We start from the raw sequence: 20530 nt of genomic DNA, 5'->3' as shown, positions 1-20530 counted from the left end.
ATCTACTGGTAGGTGATGTCCGAGGGTGAGTAGAGGCAGTTGACGCCGTCGGCGCCCTCGCCGATCTCGGTCGGCTCGCTGCCCTTCGGCACACCCTTGTACTTGACGCAGATGGAGGTCTCCCGGTCCGGGTCGCCGATGATGGTGATCCGGCTGAACCGGGCGGTGTCACCCCAGTTGGTGTTGATGCCGGCGATCGCGTCGGTGTCCCGGACGATCACGTTGTCGATCACCACGTGCCGCTGGTACGACGTCGAGCAGTTGCCGCAGGCCCGGTAGAGCTTCCCGGCGTTCTCCACCCGGAAGTTCTTGATGTAGACGGTGCCCGAGCCGTTGTGCTGGAAGACCTTGTCGCTGGCCGAGCGGGCACCGCCGCCGTCGACCGTGTACGTGGTGCCGCCCCGGAAGGTGGCCGCGTCCTCGCCGACGTCCTCCCACCAGACGTTGATCAGGGTGCAGTTGCCCTCGCAGTGCACGCCGTCGCCGGCCGGCGCACCGATGATCACGTTGCGGAGGGTGGCGCCGGCGGCCAGCTCGAACATCGGGTCCTGGCTCTCGCTCTGCCCGCCGTCGCCGATGCCGTAGTAGCGTTTGAGCCCGCCGTCGAACGTGCCGGAGACGGCGATCGTGGCGTCGACCTTCTGGCTGCCGGTCGGCGTCGGCCAGCCAGCCGGCGGCGGAGTGGTGGTCGGCGGCGGCGTGGTCGGCGGCGGCGTGGTGGTCGGTGGCGGCGTGGTCGGGGTGCCGCCACCCGACGAGTCGACAGTCACGTCGTCGAAGCCGCCGCTGGCGTACGCGGTGACCAGGCCGATGCGGCCCGCGCCGGTAAGGCTGTTGCTGCCGGAGGCGATCTGCGTGCCGTTGACGAAGCCCCGGATGGTGCTGCCGCTGGTCTCGATGCGCAGGGTGTACCAGGTGCCGGTGCCGACGCCCAGCGCCGCCGAGCCGATCGCGGTGACGCTGCTGCCGTTGACCGCCTGGAGCTCGGCCCGACCGGAGCCGAGCAGGGCCAGCCGGTACATCTTGGTGCTGCTGGTGGACCGCGCGGCCAGCCCGACCAGGGCGCTGGAGGAGCCGAAGCTCGCCGGCCTGACCCGGGCCTGCACGGAGTAGTCGGTCCAACTGGTCTGGCCGGCGAACTGCCGGGCCAGCTCACTGCCGGCGTTGGACTGGTTGAGCACGCCCGATCCGTCGACCGTCCAGGTGCCGCCCGACTTGGACCAGCCGGAGGTGTTGCCGTCGTTGAAGTCGTCACTGAAGACGGTGGCTGCGAAGGCCGAAGTCATGCCGGCGGTGAGGGCTGCTGCGGTCACGCCGGCGCCCACCGCCAGCAGTAGTGGTCGGCGGCCGGAGAGTCGTCTCTTCTGCACAGTTGTCCTCCTTGACGCATGTGGTGGCGATCCCTCGGCGCCCACTCGGGGACGTGTCGGCACGGCATTCGGCCATTGCCTGGGATCGGTGCGCGCCCCCGTCGGATGCCCGGACCGAAGCGGGGTGAAGCGGGATCAAAGGCCCTGGGAAAGGGCTTTCCCGCTCCTTCGAGGCTAGGACTGCGAACGCATCGACGTCAATGCCTGGCGTTTGCAGGTCTGTTGCAGGATTTCGGGATGATCAGTAACTGTCCGGCTTGGTCAACCGCCACGCCGCATTGATCAGCCCGATGTGCGAGAGCGCCTGCGGGATGTTGCCGAGCTGCGCGCCGGTGGCCAGATCGATCTGCTCGCTGAACAGGCCCACGTCGTTGGCGTACCCGACCACCCGCTCGAACAGCGCCTCGGCCCGCTTCGACTCACCCGCCATCACCAGACACTCCACCAGCCAGAACGAGCACAACAGGAACCCAGCCGGGTCCGTCGTCCACCGCCGCAGCAGGCCCTCGTCGGTGCCCAACTCCCGCTCGACCATCGCGATGGTCGAGCGCATCCGCGGGTCGGTGGCCGGCAGGAAGTGCGTCACCGGCAGGGCGAGCACCGAGGCGTCCAGCTCCGCCGACCCGAACGCGGCGGTGAACGCCCCGATCCGGTCGTTCCACCCCTCGCGCAGCACGGTGTCGTGGATCTCGTCGCGCACACGGGCCCAACGCCCAGGATCGGCCCGATCTCCGAGCCGGTCGGCGAGCCCGACCGCCCGGTCCATCGTCAGCCAGCAGGACACCTTCGACGACAGGTAGTGCCGCTCCTCGTCCCGGGTCTCCCAGATGCCCCGGTCCGGCAGGTGCCACGTCGCCGCCACCTGCTCGGTCAGCCCGAGCACCATCTCCCGCAGTTCCTCCTCGAACGTCGCGCCGAGATAGTCGCGCAGTCGCCACACCGCCGACACGACCTCCCCCGGCACGTCGAGCTGCCGCTGCCGCCAGGCGTCGTTGCCGATGCGGACCGGCCTGCTGTCGCGGTATCCGCCCAGCTGGTGACAGTGGTGCTCGGAAAGGTCGCGCTCGCCCTCCACGCCGAAGAGCACCGGCACCGGTTCGTCGCCGATCCGGCCGATCGAGCGGGTCGCCCAGGCGAACAGCCGGGACGCCTCGTGGGGGCAGGCCGCCACCCAGAGGGCGCGCATCGTCAACGAAAAGTCCCGCAGCCAGGAGTAGCGGTAGTCGTAGTTCCGGTCGCCGCCGATCTGCTCCGGCAACGACGTGGTCAGCGCGGCGGCGACCGCGCCACTGCGGGCGTACGTGAGGCCGGTCAGCACCGTCGCGCTGCGCCGCACCAGCTCGGGATACCGACCGGAGTACCCGTGCGTCTCCCGGTACGCCTCCCACGCCCGCGTGGTCTCGGCGAGCATCGCCACCGGGTCCATCCGGACCGGTGGATCGCCGTAGGCCTCGCCGAAGGCCACGTCCATCCCGACCACCTGGCCGGCGGACACCTCGAACTCGTGGGTCACCCGGTCGCGGCCCGCCCGCAGGTGAAGCCCGTTGGCGCGCAACACCAGCACCACCGGGCCGGCGCCGGCCAGCACCCCACCGTCGGCCTGCTCATGCAGGTACGGCGTGAGCAGGCCGTACTCCGGGCGCGGCGCGAAGTCCAGGCCCATCCGGACCCGGCCGGACAGCCCCTCCACCACCCGGATCAGCACGGCGGGTGAGTTCCTGCCCAGCTCGTGGGCTCGGGCGCCGATCTCGGCGGCCAGGGCATCGGTGACCGCCACGCTGCCGTGCGGCGTGTGGTGGACCGTCCGCAGCACCAGCGTGTCCGGCCGGTACGCGCGTTCCACCCGGAACCCCGGGCCGCCGACACCGACCGGCGCCAGCCGGAAGTGCCCGGCGCGCGGGTCGAGCAGCCGCCCGAACACGGAGGCCCCGTCGAAGCGGTGCGGGCACCACCAGTCGATCGAGCCGTCCTTGCCGACCAGGGCACCCGAACGGGAGTCCGAGAGGAACCCGTAGTCGGAGATCGCCGGCTGCTGCTCCACCCGCCGCGGTTACCCATGGCGGCCCGGATCAGGCCGCTGCCGGGGCCGTCACTCGGTCGGTGGCTCGTCCTCGCCCGCAGCCTCGGCCGCGTCGGCCTCCTCCTTGGTCTTGTGCACGGCCTGGTCGGCGTGCTCCGGCGGACCGTAGACCGTGTACAGCACCAGCGGGTTGGGGCCGGTGTTGACGAAGTTGTGCTTGGTGCCCGCCGGCACCACGACCAGGTCACCCGCGACGACCTTCCGCTTGGCGCCGGCAACGCGAGCCTCACCGATGCCACTGACGAAGGTCAGGATCTGGTCGATGTCCTCGTGCACCTCCTCGCCGATCTCCCCACCGGCGGGGATGGTCATGATGACCAACTGGGTGTGCTCACCGGTCCAGAGCACCCGCCGGAAATCCGGGCTCTTCTCGGCGACGGTTGCGATCGTGAAATGTTCCATGCCAACGCTCATACCCCGTTCTGCGGCGCGCCACGCCGGGACTCGCGAATGGTGGAATTCCCCACGGTCGGCAGGTTTGGTTCCGGGCGGACCGGGGATCGACAACGCGGACCGGCACGAACAGCCGGTCGAGCCAGGTCCCCGCCGGCGTACCGCCGAACGGCTGCGGTGGTGGGAGACGGCCAGAGTGCGGCGACGCTCGACCACGGTCGAGCGGCGCCGCGCGCTCTTCTTGAGCCGCGCCGCCTCCACGATCGACGAGGGCCGGGCCTAGCGGTGCAGCCAGGTGAGCAGGTCGGGTGGGGCCAGCGCCGAGACCCGCTCCTGGTAGCGGGCCCGCGCGGACGCGTCCAGCAGGTCGCGACCCTGGCCCGAGCCGCCCTGGCGGAAGAAGGCACGGCGGTCGCGCAGCACGCCGAGCGTGTCCGGGGCGAGCCGGTCGGCGCGCTCCCGCATCCGCCCGAAGGTGGCCGCCTCGACCAGTTCCGGCCAACGCTCGGCGGCGACCGGGATGCCCCACCGGTCGGCGAGCCGCCGCATCTCACCACCCAGGTCGGCCAGCAGATCGTCGTAGTGCACCAACTCGACGTTCGGCTCGTGTCGACGGGCCCAGGCGTCACGCAGGTGCAGCATCGCCCCGGGCAACGAGTCCAGGTCGGTACGCGGATCCACCTCCCGGTCGACCCAGCTCGGCAACCACTGCTCCACCGGGAGGCGCTTTCTCGGCGCCCCGGTCGGGGCGGGCTGGCCGGTCAGCTCGGCGAGGCGTACCCGGTCGAGGTTGCCGGCCTGGTGGTAGAGAGAGACCGCCATGTCCAGCGGATGCCGGGCCACCACCACGTAGTGCACCCGGGGGTCGAGCGGCACCCCGTCCAGGGGGGTGTGCGTCTTGATGAACCGCCGGTGCGGCTGCGCGGCCAACCGGTCGTACACCGCGTCCTGCGGCTCGGCCAACCAGTCCAGCCACGGCGACAGCACGTTCAGCGGCGCCGGCAGCTCCGGGGTGCCCAGCACCAGCAGCGCGCAGATCATCTGCATCCAGGTCGTGCCGCTCTTGGAGCGGGTGCTGATCACGATGTCGCCGTCGCGGAAGGGAAATCCGACCCACCGGGCGCTGTCCTCGTCGTCGGAGCGGTAACGATGGACTGGCGTGGGCATCGGGAAATCGTAGTCGCGCAGCCGACAGCGGAGCAGCCGAATTACGACTCCACAGCCTGTGAGACATGCGCATGCCTGGCTAGATTGAAGTATGGTGCCCGCCCACGGGAGCCGGGCGGCGGAACCGGTCTACCGCCCCATTCTCGCCTGCCGACGAGGCGAGCTGGACGCACTGAGCCACCTCGACTCCACAGCCGCCGCACTGGTCGCCCCTATCCTGGAGATCGGCACGATCGACAGGTCCACCATGGACACTCTCCGCCGGCTACCGCCCGGACTCCTGCCGGCCGTCGACGTCAGCGCGCTGCCCGACACCCCCGCGACAGAACTGGGCCGTTGGGACGTACCGCTGATGCCGGTGATCGGGCTCGCGGAGAGCGACCACCGGCTGGCCGCGCACGGCGCGGCGGCGCGGGCGCACGGCCGGCGGGCGCTGGTCCGCCTGCGGGCCGGCCAGGACCGGGCCGGGCCGGATGGGAGCACGACCGCCGTGGAACGGGTCTGGCGGTGCACCGGTCTCGCCCCCGAGGAGTGCGACCTGCTGGTGGACGCGGGAGACGTGTGCTGCCCGGCGGATGTGCGGTCAGCCGAGCCTCGGGTGCGTCGCCTGCTGGACTGGGCGCGCCGGCACGCCTGGCGGTCCGTGACGGTGGCAGCGGGCGGGATGCCACCGACGTTGTCGCGGCTGCCCACCGACGAGCCGATCCGACTCGACCGCTGGGACTGGCAGCTCTGGCAACGACTGGCCGACGTCGGTGTCGACTACGGCGACTACGGCGTGCACCCGGCCGTGCCCGGCACCGGCGACCCCGGTGACCGGCTGCCGACGGTGCGATACACCGACGACGGCAGCTGGTGGGTCTACCGCTGGGCGCGGCGAGGTGGCCGCAGCGAGGAACGGTTCGCCGACCTGTGCCGCACGCTGGTGTCCGCGCCGCACTGGCCGAGCACCGGCGCGGCCTTCTCCTGGGGCGACCACGAGCTGCTGCGCCGGGCCCGTCGGGGCGCCGGCGCCGGCTCGGCCGCCAACTGGGCGGCGTGGAGCACCTCCCACCACCTGGCGTACGTGCTCGCGACGCTGTCGCGCCCGGACGAGGACATCGCGCCGAGCTGGCGCCCCCGGCCGGGTCCGCCGCAGCGGGGGCGAACGCCTCGGTGAAGCCCCTGTTACTGCCTCTCGGTGAAGCCGAACTGGATGATGCCCTCGTCGTCGACGGTGGCGTCCACCGACGCGTCGCCGAGCAGCTCGGCGGCATCCTCGTCCAGGAAGATCCGGGCACCCTGGTTGTCGACCACACGGTCGCCCTGCGCCGGCTCGGGCACCAACTCCACGGTGAGCGAACCCGCCTCGGTGTCGGCGGCGATGCGGACTCCGCCGTCCTGGGCGACGTCCTGCTGGTTGGCGAGGTCACGGATGACGAGCACAGCGTTATCGGTCATGGTGAGCATGAGCGGAACTCCTCGTGGATTCTGGGCTCGCGGTCGGAATGACGGGCAGACCGGACAGTCGGCCCGCGTACGAGCACACGTGGGAGGCGACAGGAGGGGCGAGCGGTCATCGCCGTCGCATCGGATCGGGGCAGCTGACGGCCCCGTCACCTCCACCGTGCCCGCTGGTCGGCGATCCGTCAAATAGAGCCAGGTCAGTCGAGAGCGGGGGCCGGGGCCAGCAGGGCGCGAATCTCGTTGACCGCCGCGCGGCCGGCCCGGTTGGCGCCGATCGTGCTGGCCGAAGGGCCGTACCCGACCAGGTGAACGCGCTCGTCGGCGACCACCCGGGTGCCGTCCATCGTGATACCGCCGCCCGGCGCGCGCAGGCCCAGCGGGGCGAGATGGTCGATGGCGGCGCGGAAGCCGGTGCACCAGAGGATCACGTCCGCCGACACGTGTCGCCCGTCCGCCCAGGCCACCCCGTCGGGTGTGATCCGGTCGAACACGGGTAGCCGCTCGAGGACGCCCCGCTCACGCAACCGGCGTACCTCCGGGGTGACCGGCAGCCCGGTCACGCCCACCACGCTGCCCGGTGGGCGGCCTGCCCGGACCGCCTCGTCCACCCGGGCGACAGCGGCACGGCCCAGCTCCGCGCCGAACTCCTCGTCCCGGAACTCCGGCGGCCGGCGGGTGACCCAGGTGGTTGCCGCCGCGACGGTGGACACCTCGCCGAGCAGTTGCACGGCGGAGGTCCCGCCACCGACGACCACGACCCGCAGGCCGGCGAACTCGGCCGGGCCCCGGTAGTCGGCGGTGTGCAACTGCCGGCCCCGAAACGACGACCGACCCGGGTAGTGCGGCCAGAACGGCCGCGTCCACGTGCCGGTCGCGTTGATCAGCGCCCGGGCGATCCACCGGTCCTGGTCGGTCTCCACGTCCAGCCGGCCGTCCGGCCGGGAGCGCACCGCACGTACCCGCACCGGCCGTCGCACCGGCAGCTCGAATGCCCTCTCGTACGCGGCGAAGTAGGCGCTCACCTGCTCGGCCGCCGGGCGCTTGGGCTCGGCGGGCGGGAGCGGCAGCCCGGGCAGGTCGTGGAAGCCGTGCACCCGGTCGAAGACCAGTGTGGGCCAGCGGTGCTGCCAGGCCCCGCCCGGCCCGTCGTCGCCGTCGAGGATGACGAAGCCGCTGCCGGGCGGGAAGCCGGTCCGGCGCAGGTGGTAGCCGGCGCTCAGGCCGGCTTGACCGGCGCCGATCACCACGACGTCCGCGGAGTGGGTGTCCACGCGGTGTACAACGCTGCGCCCGGCACCCCTGTGCCCGCTCTCGGCCGTCGCGCCGATCACAGACCGCCATTCCGGCGACTGTCACCTGACCTGCGCTTACGCTGAGCGAATGAGCGACTTCCGTCGGTACGCGGCAGAGTTTCTCGGCACCCTGCTGCTGGTCTTCTTCGGAGTGGGCAGCGCGGTGGCCGCGCGGGTTCAGGGCGGCGTGGTGGTGGTCGCGTTGGCCTTCGGCTTCGTGATGCTCGCCCTCGTCTACACGATCGGCCCACTCTCCGGCAGTCACGTCAACCCGGCGGTCACGCTCGGTGTGCTGCTGTCCGGCAAGATCTCGGTGGTCGGTGCGATCGCGTACTGGATCGCCCAGTTCGTCGGCGCGACCGTGGCCGCCTTCCTGCTCTGGGGGCTGACCCGCTGGGGCGACGTCGCGGACCAGACCGGTGCCCTGGGCTCGAACGGGTACGGCGCGCACATCAACCGGGGCGGCGCGGCGGTGCTGGAGATCGTGCTGACCTTCCTCTTCGTCCTGGTCGTCCTGGTGGTGACCAGCCGAAGCGAAAATCCGGGGACCGCCGGGGCGGCCATCGGGCTGGCCCTCGCCGCCACCCAACTCGTGGGCGTGACGCTCACCGGCGCCGCGGTCAACCCGGCCCGAGCGTTCGGCCCGGCGGTCTTCGAGGGCGGTGTGGCCCTGCGGCAGCTCTGGGTGTTCATCGTCTTCCCGCTGCTCGGCGGTGCGCTCGCCGCCCTGGTCGCTCCACTGGTGATGGGGGCGCAGCGGCACTACTGGGGTGGGCACGAGAAGTCGGTCGGCCGGCCGACGTAGCTCACGTGGCAGTAACTTTCGCGCGCTGCTCTTCTCCGGCGAATACCTTCGTGGCAGCATCAGCGCATGCATCGCCGTCACTTTCCCCGGGCCCTCGCGCTGCTCACGCTGGTCGCCACCGTGGCCACCGTCGGCGCGCCCGGTGCCACGGCCGAGTCGCCCACCCCCGCGACGACCCGACTGCACGCCACCATCGACAGGATCCTGGCCGACACCCGACTCGCCGGCGCTCAGGCGTCGGTGGTCGTGGTCGACACCGGCACGGGACAGACACTCTACGACCGCAACGGTGACCGCAGGCTGGTCCCGGCCTCCAACACCAAGCTGATGACCTCGACCGCGGCCCTGGAGCTGCTCGGCCCGGGGCACCGCTTCACCACCGACGTGCGCACCAGCGGCAAGCGCCGCGCCGGCCTGCTCTCCGGCAACCTCTACCTGCGCGGTGGCGGTGACCCGACCATGCTCGCCGCCGATTACGACGCGCTCGCCGCGCAGGTCGCCGCCGACGGCGTACGGGTGGTCGCCGGCAACCTGGTCGCCGACGACACCCGCTACGACCGCACCCGGCTCGGCCCCGACTGGACCTGGGACGACGAGCCCTACTACTACGCCGCCCAGGTCTCCGCGCTGACCGTGGCCCCGGACACCGACTACGACGCCGGCACCGTGATCGTGCAGGCCGCCCCGGCCGGTCGGGCCGGCGCCCCGCCGGTGGTCAGCACCACCCCGGCCACCGGGTACATCCGCGTCGACAACCGGGCCGAGACGGTCGCCGAGGGCGAGACCTCGATCTCGATCGAACGCGAACACGGCGGCAACACCGTCGTGGTGACCGGCCAGATCGCCGTTGGTGACGAGCCTGCCAGCGACTGGGTGACCGTCTGGGAGCCCGCCGGCTACGCGGCCGACGTGTTCCGGTCGGCGTTGCACCGGCACGGCGTCCGGGTGCTCGGCCGGACCGTGCTCGGCCAGCCCACACCGGAGACGGCCCACCCGGTGGCCCGGCACGACTCGATGAGCCTGGGCGAGCTGATGACGCCGTTCCTCAAGCTCTCCAACAACGGGCACGCCGAGGTGCTGACCAAGGAGATCGGCCGGGTGCTGTCCGGCGAGGGCACCTGGGCGGCCGGATTGACCGCGATCAGCGAGTACGTCGCCGACACCGGAATGGACACCGGTCGGCTGCGTCAGCGCGACGGCTCAGGGCTGTCCCGGCGCAACCTGGTGCCGGCTACGGAGTTCGTCGACCTGCTGGCCGCCGTGCGCGCCGAACCGTGGTTCGAGACCTGGTACGCGGCCCTGCCGATCGCCGGGCAACCCGAGCGGTTCGTCGGCGGCACCCTGCGCAGCCGGATGGCCGGCACCGCGGCGGCGGGCAACGTGCACGCCAAGACGGGGAGCCTGACCGGTGTCTCCGGGCTCTCCGGCTACGTCACCAGCGCCGACGGCCGACTGTTGGCGTTCTCGATCCTGCTGAACAACTACCTGACGGCGTCGGTCAAGCCGCTGGAGGATCAGATCGCCGTGGCCCTGGCCGGCTTCCGCGAGGATGCTGCGACGGCGGCGCGGATGGCACCGCCAGCGGTGCCGGAGACGCCTCGGACCCCGGAGGGCGTCGAGTGCTCCTGGGTCAAGCCGATCACCTGTTGAGCTGTGGCCGGGAGGCACCGGTGTGCCTCCCGGCCGGGCGCGCGCTCAGGCCGGTCGGTCCGGTGGGGGGACCACCGCCGTGGGGTCGCCACGCTCGATGAGCGCGTCGATCTCGGCGGCCCGCAGCCCGCGCAGCGCCAGCACCCGGGTGCCCCAGCGGTGCAGGCGGCACGGGTGCGGGCTGGCATCGTTGCGGCAGACCACTCCCCCGGACCACCGCCGGGGGGCGTGCACCACCACCGCCCGCACCGCGAACTGGGTGTCCTCGCCCGTCACGTACGGCGGCAGGGGGATGTCGCGGAGCACCTCCCCGGACGCTTCACCGGCACCGGACGAAGCGGCGCCACGGACGCGGTGGGCGGTGCTACTGCTCATCTCCGCTGCCTCCACACTGGATGGTCGGGTGGGAACAGCAGAAAGTTACGACCATATCGACGGTCCGCGACGGACAAACTGTCCCGCTGTGCGATCGCGCAGCGGTCGGCTGGTCAGCGCACCGCCACGGCCTGGAGGCCGACGTTGCCGCAGTGTGAGGTGAAGACCTTCTCGACGGTCCAGGTCAGCAGCAGTTTGGCACCCTTCGGCACCGTGAACCGGACGGTGAACTGAGCGCTCTTACCGGTGTACGGGTCCTCCAGCACGGCGGTCCTGACAGGTCCGCCGGTGGACAGCCGCGCGTCCAGACGCCCCCGGGCCATCCACGTGCCGGCATAGAGCTGGACCGTGCGCGACTCACCGCTGCCGGCGACGGCGAGGCGGAAACCGTTGCCGGCGCCGCAGGTGTAGACGCCGTTGGAGCTGTCGCTCGCCGACCGCTGGGACGATCCGTCGGACCAGCGGACGTGCTCCTGGTTGCCGTCCCAGCCGACCCGCCTGCCGGCACCGCCCTCGTCGGCGATCTCCCCGGAGCCGGCGCGCTTGCGGACCGTCGAGGTGCGGCCGCGCTCCCCCCAGTGCATCCAGTCCCGGGCGCCCACGGCGGTGAGGTCGACCTCGGCGGGCATCTCTGCCTGGGTGACCGACAGCGCCGACGCCTCAGGTGATGGCGGCGGTGGGGCCGGTGCGCTGGCCGACGGTGTCGGCTCGGGCGAGGGTGGACGCTGGCGCGGACGCAGGCCCGGCATCGCCGGCCCCGCCTCACCGGTGCGCCCGTCGGTGGCCGGGTGACCGGGGGAACGGGCGGCGCCCGCGGTCACATCGCCGGAGCGACCACCCTGGCCGTCGCCGGGCTCCGGGTCCGACCGACTGCCGAGGTAGGCGACCAGCACCACCAGACACGCGAGTACGGCCGCACCCTCCACCGCCCAACGTCGCCGCCGCCGGACACGGGCGACACGGCGCAGCACGGCGAGGGTCTGCCCGAAGGTGCCGGCGCCCGAGCGGTGCTTCGGCGGCGCGTCCCCGGCACCCGGATCCGCCCGCGTGCGGTCTTCGTCCGACACCGACCCCTCCAACTCCACCACCCGGCCGCCGTCGACCGGCGCGCGTCATACCGTCCACTGTGGGCCGTTTCGCGTTCGTACCGGCGTGGACGACACGCTAGATCCGGACTGCCTGACGTGTCCAGCCCGCAACCGGACGCTGCCGGACAACCCGCCCCACACGAACCGGCACTTCGGCAGGCCACGAGCGCCGCTCGCGTCAGCCGATCCGGAAGCCGAGGAGTTGCGCGATGACCACGGCCTGCCCGACGTCGATGACGGCTCCGGCCCGCTCGACGGCCGTCGGGTCGAGCGCGGTGAGATCGCTGCCGCGCAGGTCGGCGCCGCCCAGCTTGACGTTGAGCAGCTGCGCGCCGGACAGATCGACGCCAGCCACGGTGGCCCCCGTGAGATTGGCCCGGGTCAGGTCCACCTCGCGCATCCGCACCCCGGTCAGCCGGACGCCCCGCAGGTCAGCACCGGGCAGGGCGACGAAGGACCAGTCACCGCCGTCGACGGTCAACGGTCGCAGGTCGCAGTCGAAGAAGGTGCTGCCGACCAGCTTGCAGCCGGTGAACTCGGCCTCGAAGAAGTTGCACCGCCGGAACACGCAACGGGTGAAGGCCGAGTCGACGTGCCGGGACGCGTTGAACCGCACGTTGCCGAACGTGCACCCGGTGAAGACCGCTCCACGGCTCACCGCCTCGGTCAGGTCCACGTCGAAGAACTCACAACCCACGAAGTGTCGGTCGGTCAGCTCCTCGCCATACCAGTCCTCGTTACGGTAGGTCACGTCCTCGGTCAGCTCCGGCATCCGGCCAGGCTAGTGGCCAGCAACGACAGCCGCGCAGCCGACGTGGCCCGCTGTGACCCCCTTCCGGTACGGGCGAACCGGCGAGTAGGTTCGGCGACGTGAGTGTGGCTCGGAGCAAGGACCCGGATCAGATCGGTTTCGACCCGGCGCGGTTGGCGCGGATCGACGAGCACTTCGGCCGGTACGTCGACGACGGCCGGCTGGCCGGCTGGCAGGTGGTGGTCACCCGTCGCGGCGAGGTGGCGCACTCCTCGACGTACGGGCTGCGGGACCGGGAGTCGGGCGCACCGGTCGAGGCCGACACGCTCTGGCGGATCTACTCGATGACCAAGCCGGTCACCTCGGTCGCGGCGATGATGCTGTGGGAGGAGGGCCGGTTCGAGCTGACCGACGAGATCAGCCGCTGGCTTCCGGAGTTCGTCGACCTGCGGGTCTACTCCAAGGGATCGGTGCTCAAGCCGTACACCGTGCCGGCGACCGAGCCGATCCGGGTCTGGCACCTGCTCACCCACACCGCCGGCCTGACGTACGGCTTCATGCAGACGTCGGTGGTCGACGGGCTCTACCGGGCCGCCGGCTATGACCTGTACCCGCCGGCGGACGTCGACCTGGCCGGCGCCTGCGCGGTCTTCGGGAAGCTGCCGCTGCTGTTCCAACCCGGTTCGGCCTGGGGCTACTCGGTCGCCACCGACGTGCTCGGTCGGCTCGTCGAGGTGATCTCCGGGCAGAGCCTCGACGCGTTCTTCGCCGACCGGATCTTCGGCCCGCTGGGCATGACCGACACCCGCTGGTGGGTGGAGGGCGAGGAGGCGGACCGCCTGGCCGCGCTCTACGTCCCGGACCCGCGCAGCGGGCGGGCCGTCCGCTACGACAGCCTCGGCTCGCTCGCGTTCAACAAGCCGGCCCTGCTGTCCGGCGGCGGTGGACTGATCTCCAGCGCCGCCGACTACCACCGTTTCACTCAGATGTTGCTGCGCGGCGGCGAGCTGGACGGGGTTCGGCTGCTCGGGCCGCGCACGGTGCGGTTCATGACCCGCAACCACCTGCCGGGGGGGCAGGACCTGGGCACCCTGTCCACCGGCGGCTTCACGGAGTCGACCCTGGACGGGATCGGCTTCGGCCTGGGCTTCGCGGTGACCGACGACCCGATCCCCAGCCGGGTGCCGAGCAGCGTTGGCGAGTACTACTGGGGTGGAGTGGCCAGCACCGCGTTCTGGGTGGACCCGACCGAGGAGATCACCGCGCTGCTGTTCACCCAGCTGATGCCGTCGAGCACCTACCCGCTGCGCTCCCAGCTGCGCCAACTCGTCTACGCCGCCCTGCTCGATTGAGGCGGTACGACCGCCGCGCCGCTCGGCGCTGACCTCCGCGGACCCGGCGGCAGCGACGCCGGGAGGTCAGGCCGCCGACCTCGAGCGCGGCCAGCGACCTGCCGCCCCATATCCGGGGCAGCTCTACAGCACGGCGGCCCCACCCCATGACCCTCCGCCCCGGGTGTCCGCGGTCGTCGGTGGTCGGGGTGGTCGGGGCGCCGCACTGGCCTACCGAGCGCGATCGACCTCAGTCGGCGAGGCGGGCGGGGAAGCCACCGGTGGCGATCGGGCCCCAGGCGTCGATGGTGACCCGGATCAGCGACTTGCCCTGGCGCACCATCGCCGCCCGGTAGTCGTCCCAGTCCGGGTGTTCGCCGGAGATGCTGCGGAAGTATTCGACAAGCGGCTCCAGCGCCTCGGGCAGGTCGAGCACCTCGGCGGTGCCGTCGATCTGCACCCAGGGGCCGTTCCAGTCGTCGCTGAGCACGCACGCCGAGACCCGCGGATCGCGGCGGATGTTGGTCACCTTGGCCCGCTCGGGGTAGGTCGAGACGACGAGCCGGCCCTGCCCGTCGATCCCCGCCGAGACCGGGGAGGACTGCGGGCGACCGTCGGCCCGGGTGGTCATCAGCAGCACGCGGTGTCGCGGCCGGAGGAAGTCGAGCAGGCTGTCCCGGTCGACCCGGGTGTTCCGTGCGATGCTGCGCGCCATTCCTCGTTCCTACCAGGGTGCGGGCAGGGCGGCGGCAGCGGGTCAGCGGGGCCGGGCCGTGGAGCGGTGCACCGCCTGGGTGGGCACCCGGGGGCGGCTGGACGGGCGCCAGGCCCGGCCGTTGGCGTAGATCACCCGAAAGCCGAGGTACGACGCCAGCGGCGCCCAGTGGGCCGAACCCATTCGCAGCTCGGCGGCATTGTGCCGCTGGCCGTTGGCGAGCACGTCGAGGAGGACGGTTTCGAAAGCCGCCGATTCGACCCAGTCGACTTCTCGGGTGAAACCGCAGATCAGAGCGGCTCCGGTGACCTCAAGGAACTCGCGCAGCACCGCGTCGGAGGCCCGCAGGACGGAGCAACTGCCGAAATACAGTCGCCGCCCCTCGGCCCGGCCCGCCATCAGGTCGGCCACCTCGTTCAACTCCACCGACTGCCAGTCGGTGAGGCAGAGCCGGCTCGGTTCGCCGTGCATCGCGAAGAAGCCGACCCGGTGGTCGGCGTACTGCTTGAGCAGCCAACGGTCCAGGAAGTAGAACAACTCGTCGCGGGTGGCCGCGTCCTTGTGGATGAAACGGATCTTGCCGAGCCGCTCCAGCAGCTCAAGGGTGGGCAGGACGGAGCCCCGCTCGTTGAGGTCGCGGTGCCACTGACCCTCGACACAGAAGACGCCACCGCGTGCCACGTGCACCTCCGCCAGTCCGCAGCCCGAGGCTGACGTTACCGCCCGTCAGCGACCAGGGAACATCACCCTCGGTGTGGCAGATTGCGACGTTCGGTGCGCTTGATCCCGCAAGGACCGATCGGCGATCAATGGCTGTTTCGCAAATCAGCCTAATTCCCAGCCAATACCCAGGGATCGCGGATTGTGAGGACGATTCTCGTTAATCGCCTCCAACCACACCGATCAGTGTCAGGGTGGAGATCGCGGGACTTCTCGGTCGATGTCCCGTGGCCACCCCATTCGCTCTCCTATCGGGAGGACTTCTGTGCGCGTAAACACCTTGAAGCGTGCTGCCATCGCATTCGCCCTGGCGTTGCCCGGGGCAGCGATCGCTGCGGTGGTCGCCGCGCCAGCGGCGTATGCGGACGGCTGCTACACGTGGAACCGCACCCTGGCCCAGGGGCGCTCCGGCGACGACGTCCGACAGCTGCAGATCCGGGTCGCCGGCTGGGCCGGCTACCGGGACATCGTGGAGAACGACGGCCGCTACGGACCGAAGACCGCCGCCGCGGTCAAGCGGTTCCAACAGGCGTACGGGCTGCGCGCCGACGGCATCGCCGGCCCGCAGACCTACGCGAAGCTGTACCAGCTCCAGGACAACGACTGCACACCCGCGCACTTCAGCTACAACGAACTCGACAACGGGTGCGGCGGAAGTGGGTGGAGCGGCGGTCCGCTGTCGGCGGCCCAGACCAAGCAGAACGCGCTGCGCACCATGTGGAAGCTGGAGGCGCTGCGCAAGAGCCTCGGCGACAAGCCGCTCAACGTGTCCAGCGGATACCGCAGCCGCGCCTGCAACAACCAGGTCGGCGGCGCGTCGGACAGCCAGCACCTGTACGGCAACGCGGCCGACGTCACCTCACGGACGTCGTCGCTGTGCCAGGTCGCCCGCGGCGCCCGTAACAACGGCTTCAGCGGGATCTACGGGCCGGGTTACCCGGACCACGACGACCACGTGCACGTCGACTCGCGTCGGGAGAACAACAGGGACAACAGCTCGAACACGACGAACTGGTCCGCGCCGGACTGCGGGATCTGAGCCGGCGACGACCGACTCATCTGTTGGGCGCGACGTCGGCCCGACGCGGAGGGGATCTCCGCGTCGGGCCGACGTGGTGTCGCCCCGGGTCGGGTGGGCGGAGGGGTGCGCTCAGCTCGCCCGGGGCCAGCGCGGCGCGGTGACGGGGGGAGTCACCGGCCGGCCAGCAGCGGTGGGCCGTACGCCCGGTGGGACGACCCGCGCGGCCTGCTGCCGCGCCGGCAACCCACCGGTACGCCCGGCCGGCGCCTGGTAGCCGGTCGTTGCCGGCCGGCTACCGGCGGGACGTGCGGGAGACGGCCCGGTCGCCGTGAACGGGAACGGTACGTGCACGAACGGATTGCCGTGCCGGATCAACGCCTCGATCTGGCGCTCGTTGAGCCCGTGTGTCTCCAACACCCGTCGCCCCCAGCGGTGCAGGCGGCACGGGTAGGAGGCGCCGTCATTGCGGCACAGCGGCCCGGTGGGCCACTCCTCGGCGGTGTGCACGACCACCGCCCGCACCGCCAGCCGGACATCTTCCGGGGTCAGCGATGCCGGCATCGGCACCTCACCCAGTACCTGATCGATGGGATCCGTCGACTGCTCACCAACTCGCACGGCAGGCCTCCCGCAGTTCGGCAGCGGTACGGCGGACCCACCGCACCGACATCCTCGGCCATGGGTACGGCCGGCACCGGACGAAAGTTCAATTCTGGTACGCGGTAAGCAGATCCTCCGGCGACAGCACTCGGATCCCCTCGACGACGGTGCCGCTGCGCGACACGGCAACGGCCGGCACCGCGTCGTCGGCACCGGGCAGCCGGGACCGATGCAGCAGCAGCCGACCCAGGTCATGCGCGTCGAAGGGCCGGCTCTCCTGCCATTTGATCGAACCGACGAAGCTGATGCGCTGAGCGACGGGCCCCCGGTCAGCGCCAACCAGGTCGATCTCCGGGTCGTTGGTCCGGGTCCAGTAGCTGCCGATCACCGCTGCCTCCTCCGGCAGGTGGTCGCCGCTCAGCCGGCGCAGCGCCTCTCGGACGACAGGTTCAATGGCCCGTCCCCGCCAGGACGCCCACGACCGGACGATCCGGTCCAGGGTCAGGTCACCTCGCCCGCGCTCGATCTCGGACAGGTGAGATCCCAGGAATGACAGCCAGAAGCGCAGGTACGGGTCGGCCACCGCATAGCGGGTTTCCCGCGACGGCTTGGTCGACAGCGGAACGGCGACCTCCACGGCCCGCTTCTGGGCCAGCAGGCGCAGGGCGCGGTTCAGGGACGCCTGTGGAAGATCCCCCGCAGCGCGGGAGATCAGCGAGAAGGTCCGCTCACCGCTGCCGATGGCCCGCAGCACCAGCCCTGCCTGGGACTGGGGCGGAAACTCCGCCGCCAGTGCTCGCTCGCCGCTGACCAGCAGAGCTGAGGTCGGATCCCGTACCGCCTCGCTCAGATAGTCGTGGACGGATGCGCCGTTCGGCCACTCGTCGAGGATCAGCGGCAGACCGCCGGACACCAGGTAGGCGTCGAACGCGTCGGCGGCGGACAGGTCGAGCATGTCGCGGACGTCGGCTGGGCTCAGCGGCGGAATGACCATCTCGGTGGCTCGCTGGTGGAACGGCCGGCCGTAGTCGTTCAGGGCCTCCATCATCGCCAGATCCGAGCCGACGCAGATCAGCAGGACGGGCCGCCGGGACAACTCGCGATCGAAGACCTTCTGCAACGTTCCCTCGAAGCCCGGGTCACTTGCGATGAGGTACGGCATTTCGTCCAGGACGACGACGCTCGGTCGGTCGGACGGCAGCGCGGCGGCGAGCAGGGTCAGAGCGGCGTCCCACGTCTGCGGTTGCTGCTCACGAAGGATCTGTGCCCCCGGCAGCGTCGAGGCGGCCGCCGTTTCCACGAAGAGTGCGAGGTCGGCTGCGACGGTCGGCTGCGCGGAGGCGGTGAAGAAGAGATACGGCACGTCGGCCCGCTCGACGAACTCCTCCACCAGTCGGGACTTGCCTACCCGCCGGCGACCGCGCATGAGAAGGGCCCGCCCAGGCCGACCAGCACGACCACCTCGTTGCACCCGAGAAAGCATTCCGCCGAGGAGGTGGAGTTCACGGTCCCGTCCGACAAAGCCATCCACGATCACTCCTGAGACAACCAACAATGGAACAACCAAAAATGAGTGTAACCTCATCCGTGTTGGTATGCCTGGCCATCTGGCCCAGCGAACGGCTCGTCAGACCAGGCCGGCGTCGTGCACGAGCAGGGCCACCTGGACCCGGTTGTTGAGGTCGAGCCGGGTAAGCAGCCGGGAGACGTACGCCTTCACCGTCGCCACGCTCATGAACAGCTCCCCCGCGATCTCCGCGTTGGTGTGCCCGCGGCCCAGGGCGACCGCCACCTGCCGCTCCCGCTCACTGAGCCCGGTGAGCAACCGCAGCGCCCGCTCCCGCCGCGGGTCGTGGCCGGCCGGGCCGGGGGTGGCGGCGGTCACGTGGGCGATCAGTGTCCGGGTCACCGTCGGGGACAGGGTCGCCTCACCGGCCGCCACCCGGCGCACGGCGTGCACGATCTCCGCCGGCGGGGTGTCCTTGAGCAGGAAACCGGCCGCCCCGGCGCGCAACGCCCGCAGCACCTGCTCGTCGGCGTCGAAGGTGGTCAGCACCAGCACCTCCGGCGGGTGCGGCTGGGCACGCAGGGCCTCGGTGGCGGTCAGCCCGTCCACCCGGGGCATCCGGATGTCCATCAGCACCACGTCCGGGGCGTACGCGGCGACGGCGGCGGGGACCTCACCGCCATCAGCGGCCTCGCCGACCACGGTCAGGTCCGGCAGACCGCCGAGGATCATCGAGAGCCCGGCCCGGACCAGCGCGTCGTCGTCCACGATCAGCACGCGCACCGGCGACACTGCCGACTGCGGCACCGCCCCACCGGAAGGGCCGACCACGCCGGAGGCGTTGGCGGCGCCGGAGGCGTTGGCGGCGCCGGAAGGGCCCGCCGCGCCGGAAGGGCCGGTCACGCCGGCCACGGCAGCCAGGCGGCCAGCCGGAAGTCGCCTGCGTCGTCGCGACCGTAGGCGAGCCGGCCACCGGCGAGGGTGACCCGTTCGCTGATGCCGACCAGGCCGGTGCCGGCGCCGGGCAGAGTGTCGCCGGCCGGTGCGCCGACCGGCCAGCGGTTGCCGATCGCCACGGTCAGGCCACTGCCCGGGCCTCCCGCGACGTCCACGGTGACCGCCGCGCCGGCCGCGTGCTTGCGGGCGTTGGTCAGCCCCTCCTGCACGATCCGGTATGCGGCCCGGCCCAGCGCCGCCGGCACCTCCCCCGGGCTGGCGACGCTGTCGCTGACGTTGACGCGCACCCCGGCTGCCCGCGATTCGGCGATCAGGGCCGGCAGGTCGGCGAGTGTGGGTTGCGGCGGCTCCGGGGAGTCGCCGTCGTCGCTCTCGGCCCGGAGCACCCCGATGACCTCCCGCAGGTCCTGAAGGGCGGCGTGGGCGCTGCCCCGGATCACCCCGGCGGCCCGGGCCACCTCGTCCGCGGGAGCGTCCGGGCGGAACTCCAGCGCCCCGGCGTGCAGGCTGAGCAGCGAGATCCGGTGGGCCAGCACGTCGTGCATCTCCCGGGCGATCCGGGTGCGTTCGAGGTGGCGGGCCTGGGCGACCCGGAGCTGCTGCTCGGCTTCGGCCCGCTCGGCCCGATCCCGCAGCGACACGATCAACTGCCGTCGGGCCCGGACGAACATCCCCCAGGCCAGCACGGTGAGAGTGATCACCACACCCCAGGCGACGGTGGCCCAGTAGGGCATGACCGGATCCGGACGAGTCCAGCTGTAGACCAGGTTGGTGATGAGACCGACGCCGGTCACCGCCACCGAGACTGCGGTGCGCCGGTGCACCACCACGGTGAAGTAGAAGATCAACAGCGGGATGGAGGCGGCCATCGAGAACAGGTTCAACGGCAGGGTCGCCACCATCAACCCGAGCGGCCACCGCCTCCGCAGCCAGAGCAGCCCGCAGCAGACCAGCCCGATCAGCGCGTCCACGCCGACCATCCAGTCGTGCGGCAGCGCGACCGCCGTCTCCGGGTTGGGCGACAGGGCGTCCGCCGTGGCGTACAGCACCCAGAGCAGGCTGATCAGGAAGGCCAGGGTGTCGACCGCCCAGTCCCGGGTGGTCCGCCGGGGCCGGCGGGTCGCCGTCTCCGGGCTGGTCGCGCCGGCCAGCGCCCCGGGCAGCAGCCAGGGGTGTTCCGGCACGGCGAGGCTGGTCACGGCACCATGCTAGGCAGGCGAAGGGCGCCACGACCAGCTACCAAAGTCGAGACCCGCCGGTCG

General features: G+C 71.6%; 20 protein-coding genes. 5 read left to right on the top strand and 15 right to left on the bottom strand.

From position 1 onward, the window contains the following. Positions 1-2 precede the first annotated feature (2 nt). The 4 genes from CLT68_RS12060 to CLT68_RS12040 all read right to left on the bottom strand — a co-directional run bounded on the left by CLT68_RS12060 (position 3) and on the right by CLT68_RS12040 (position 5010). Positions 3-1370, bottom strand: a complete 1368-nt coding sequence (locus tag CLT68_RS12060; RefSeq protein WP_088946419.1) for a pectate lyase — start codon at positions 1368-1370, stop codon at positions 3-5. Between the two features lie 241 nt (positions 1371-1611). Next, positions 1612-3411: a glycoside hydrolase family 15 protein gene (locus CLT68_RS12055; RefSeq protein WP_099850896.1), complete on the bottom strand. Its 1800-nt coding sequence runs from the start codon at positions 3409-3411 to the stop codon at positions 1612-1614. Positions 3412-3459: 48 nt separating this feature from the next. Further along, positions 3460-3852: a cupin domain-containing protein gene (locus CLT68_RS12050; RefSeq protein ID WP_099850894.1), complete on the bottom strand. Its 393-nt coding sequence runs from the start codon at positions 3850-3852 to the stop codon at positions 3460-3462. Positions 3853-4122: 270 nt separating this feature from the next. Next, positions 4123-5010, bottom strand: coding sequence for a sulfotransferase domain-containing protein (locus CLT68_RS12040; protein WP_099850889.1), 888 nt, complete (start codon positions 5008-5010; stop codon positions 4123-4125). Positions 5011-5101: 91 nt separating this feature from the next. On the opposite strand from CLT68_RS12040, the gene CLT68_RS12035 reads away from it, so the two are divergent. Next, the gene (locus CLT68_RS12035; RefSeq protein ID WP_199177031.1) at positions 5102-6169 is read left to right on the top strand and encodes a beta family protein; all 1068 of its coding nucleotides are present in this window, start codon (positions 5102-5104) and stop codon (positions 6167-6169) included. Positions 6170-6177: 8 nt separating this feature from the next. On the opposite strand, the gene CLT68_RS12030 is transcribed toward CLT68_RS12035, so the two are convergent. Continuing rightward, positions 6178-6459: an adhesin gene (locus tag CLT68_RS12030; protein WP_088946415.1), complete on the bottom strand. Its 282-nt coding sequence runs from the start codon at positions 6457-6459 to the stop codon at positions 6178-6180. A 194-nt stretch (positions 6460-6653) separates the two neighbouring features. Then, positions 6654-7727, bottom strand: coding sequence for a flavin-containing monooxygenase (locus CLT68_RS12025; RefSeq protein WP_099850887.1), 1074 nt, complete (start codon positions 7725-7727; stop codon positions 6654-6656). A 109-nt stretch (positions 7728-7836) separates the two neighbouring features. Here CLT68_RS12025 and CLT68_RS12020 point away from each other — a divergent pair, with 109 nt between their 5' ends. Both CLT68_RS12020 and dacB read left to right on the top strand, forming a co-directional pair. Next, the gene (locus CLT68_RS12020; RefSeq protein ID WP_099850885.1) at positions 7837-8553 is read left to right on the top strand and encodes an MIP/aquaporin family protein; all 717 of its coding nucleotides are present in this window, start codon (positions 7837-7839) and stop codon (positions 8551-8553) included. A gap of 66 nt (positions 8554-8619) precedes the next feature. Beyond that, a complete protein-coding gene (gene dacB, locus CLT68_RS12015) occupies positions 8620-10203 on the top strand; it encodes a D-alanyl-D-alanine carboxypeptidase/D-alanyl-D-alanine endopeptidase (protein WP_099850884.1) in 1584 nt (527 codons plus the stop codon). A gap of 45 nt (positions 10204-10248) precedes the next feature. Here dacB and CLT68_RS12010 read toward each other — a convergent pair whose 3' ends face one another. The 3 genes from CLT68_RS12010 to CLT68_RS12000 all read right to left on the bottom strand — a co-directional run bounded on the left by CLT68_RS12010 (position 10249) and on the right by CLT68_RS12000 (position 12438). Further along, positions 10249-10578, bottom strand: coding sequence for a hypothetical protein (locus tag CLT68_RS12010; RefSeq protein ID WP_172861950.1), 330 nt, complete (start codon positions 10576-10578; stop codon positions 10249-10251). A 113-nt stretch (positions 10579-10691) separates the two neighbouring features. Further along, positions 10692-11645, bottom strand: a complete 954-nt coding sequence (locus tag CLT68_RS12005) for a hypothetical protein (protein ID WP_199177030.1) — start codon at positions 11643-11645, stop codon at positions 10692-10694. A gap of 199 nt (positions 11646-11844) precedes the next feature. Continuing rightward, entirely contained in the window at positions 11845-12438 is a 594-nt protein-coding gene (locus CLT68_RS12000; RefSeq protein ID WP_099850883.1) for a pentapeptide repeat-containing protein, read from the bottom strand. Positions 12439-12536: 98 nt separating this feature from the next. Here CLT68_RS12000 and CLT68_RS11995 point away from each other — a divergent pair, with 98 nt between their 5' ends. Next, entirely contained in the window at positions 12537-13769 is a 1233-nt protein-coding gene (locus CLT68_RS11995) for a serine hydrolase domain-containing protein (RefSeq protein ID WP_099850881.1), read from the top strand. A gap of 229 nt (positions 13770-13998) precedes the next feature. On the opposite strand, the gene CLT68_RS11990 is transcribed toward CLT68_RS11995, so the two are convergent. Then, on the bottom strand, positions 13999-14463 hold the full coding sequence (locus CLT68_RS11990; RefSeq protein ID WP_099850879.1) for a PPOX class F420-dependent oxidoreductase: 465 nt from the start codon (positions 14461-14463) through the stop codon (positions 13999-14001). A gap of 42 nt (positions 14464-14505) precedes the next feature. Further along, positions 14506-15144, bottom strand: coding sequence for a DUF6642 family protein (locus tag CLT68_RS11985; RefSeq protein WP_088951490.1), 639 nt, complete (start codon positions 15142-15144; stop codon positions 14506-14508). 304 nt (positions 15145-15448) lie between these two features. Here CLT68_RS11985 and CLT68_RS11980 point away from each other — a divergent pair, with 304 nt between their 5' ends. Further along, complete coding sequence (locus CLT68_RS11980; protein ID WP_099850878.1) at positions 15449-16222, top strand: D-Ala-D-Ala carboxypeptidase family metallohydrolase; 774 nt, start codon at positions 15449-15451, stop codon at positions 16220-16222. 111 nt (positions 16223-16333) lie between these two features. Here CLT68_RS11980 and CLT68_RS11975 read toward each other — a convergent pair whose 3' ends face one another. From CLT68_RS11975 to CLT68_RS11960, 4 genes are all read right to left on the bottom strand, one after another. Then, complete coding sequence (locus CLT68_RS11975) at positions 16334-16765, bottom strand: hypothetical protein (RefSeq protein ID WP_231927230.1); 432 nt, start codon at positions 16763-16765, stop codon at positions 16334-16336. Between the two features lie 145 nt (positions 16766-16910). Beyond that, positions 16911-18230: an ATP-binding protein gene (locus CLT68_RS11970; RefSeq protein ID WP_357964906.1), complete on the bottom strand. Its 1320-nt coding sequence runs from the start codon at positions 18228-18230 to the stop codon at positions 16911-16913. 201 nt (positions 18231-18431) lie between these two features. Continuing rightward, a complete protein-coding gene (locus CLT68_RS11965; protein ID WP_099857070.1) occupies positions 18432-19232 on the bottom strand; it encodes a response regulator transcription factor in 801 nt (266 codons plus the stop codon). After that, positions 19211-20467, bottom strand: coding sequence for a sensor histidine kinase (locus tag CLT68_RS11960; RefSeq protein WP_099850876.1), 1257 nt, complete (start codon positions 20465-20467; stop codon positions 19211-19213). Before CLT68_RS11960 ends, CLT68_RS11965 begins: the two co-directional genes overlap by 22 nt. Positions 20468-20530 lie beyond the last annotated feature (63 nt).

Source organism: Micromonospora sp. CNZ299, assembly GCF_002754415.1.
The sequence above is the reverse complement of the archived record's forward strand: the minus strand, read 5'-3'. Positions and strand labels throughout refer to the sequence as shown.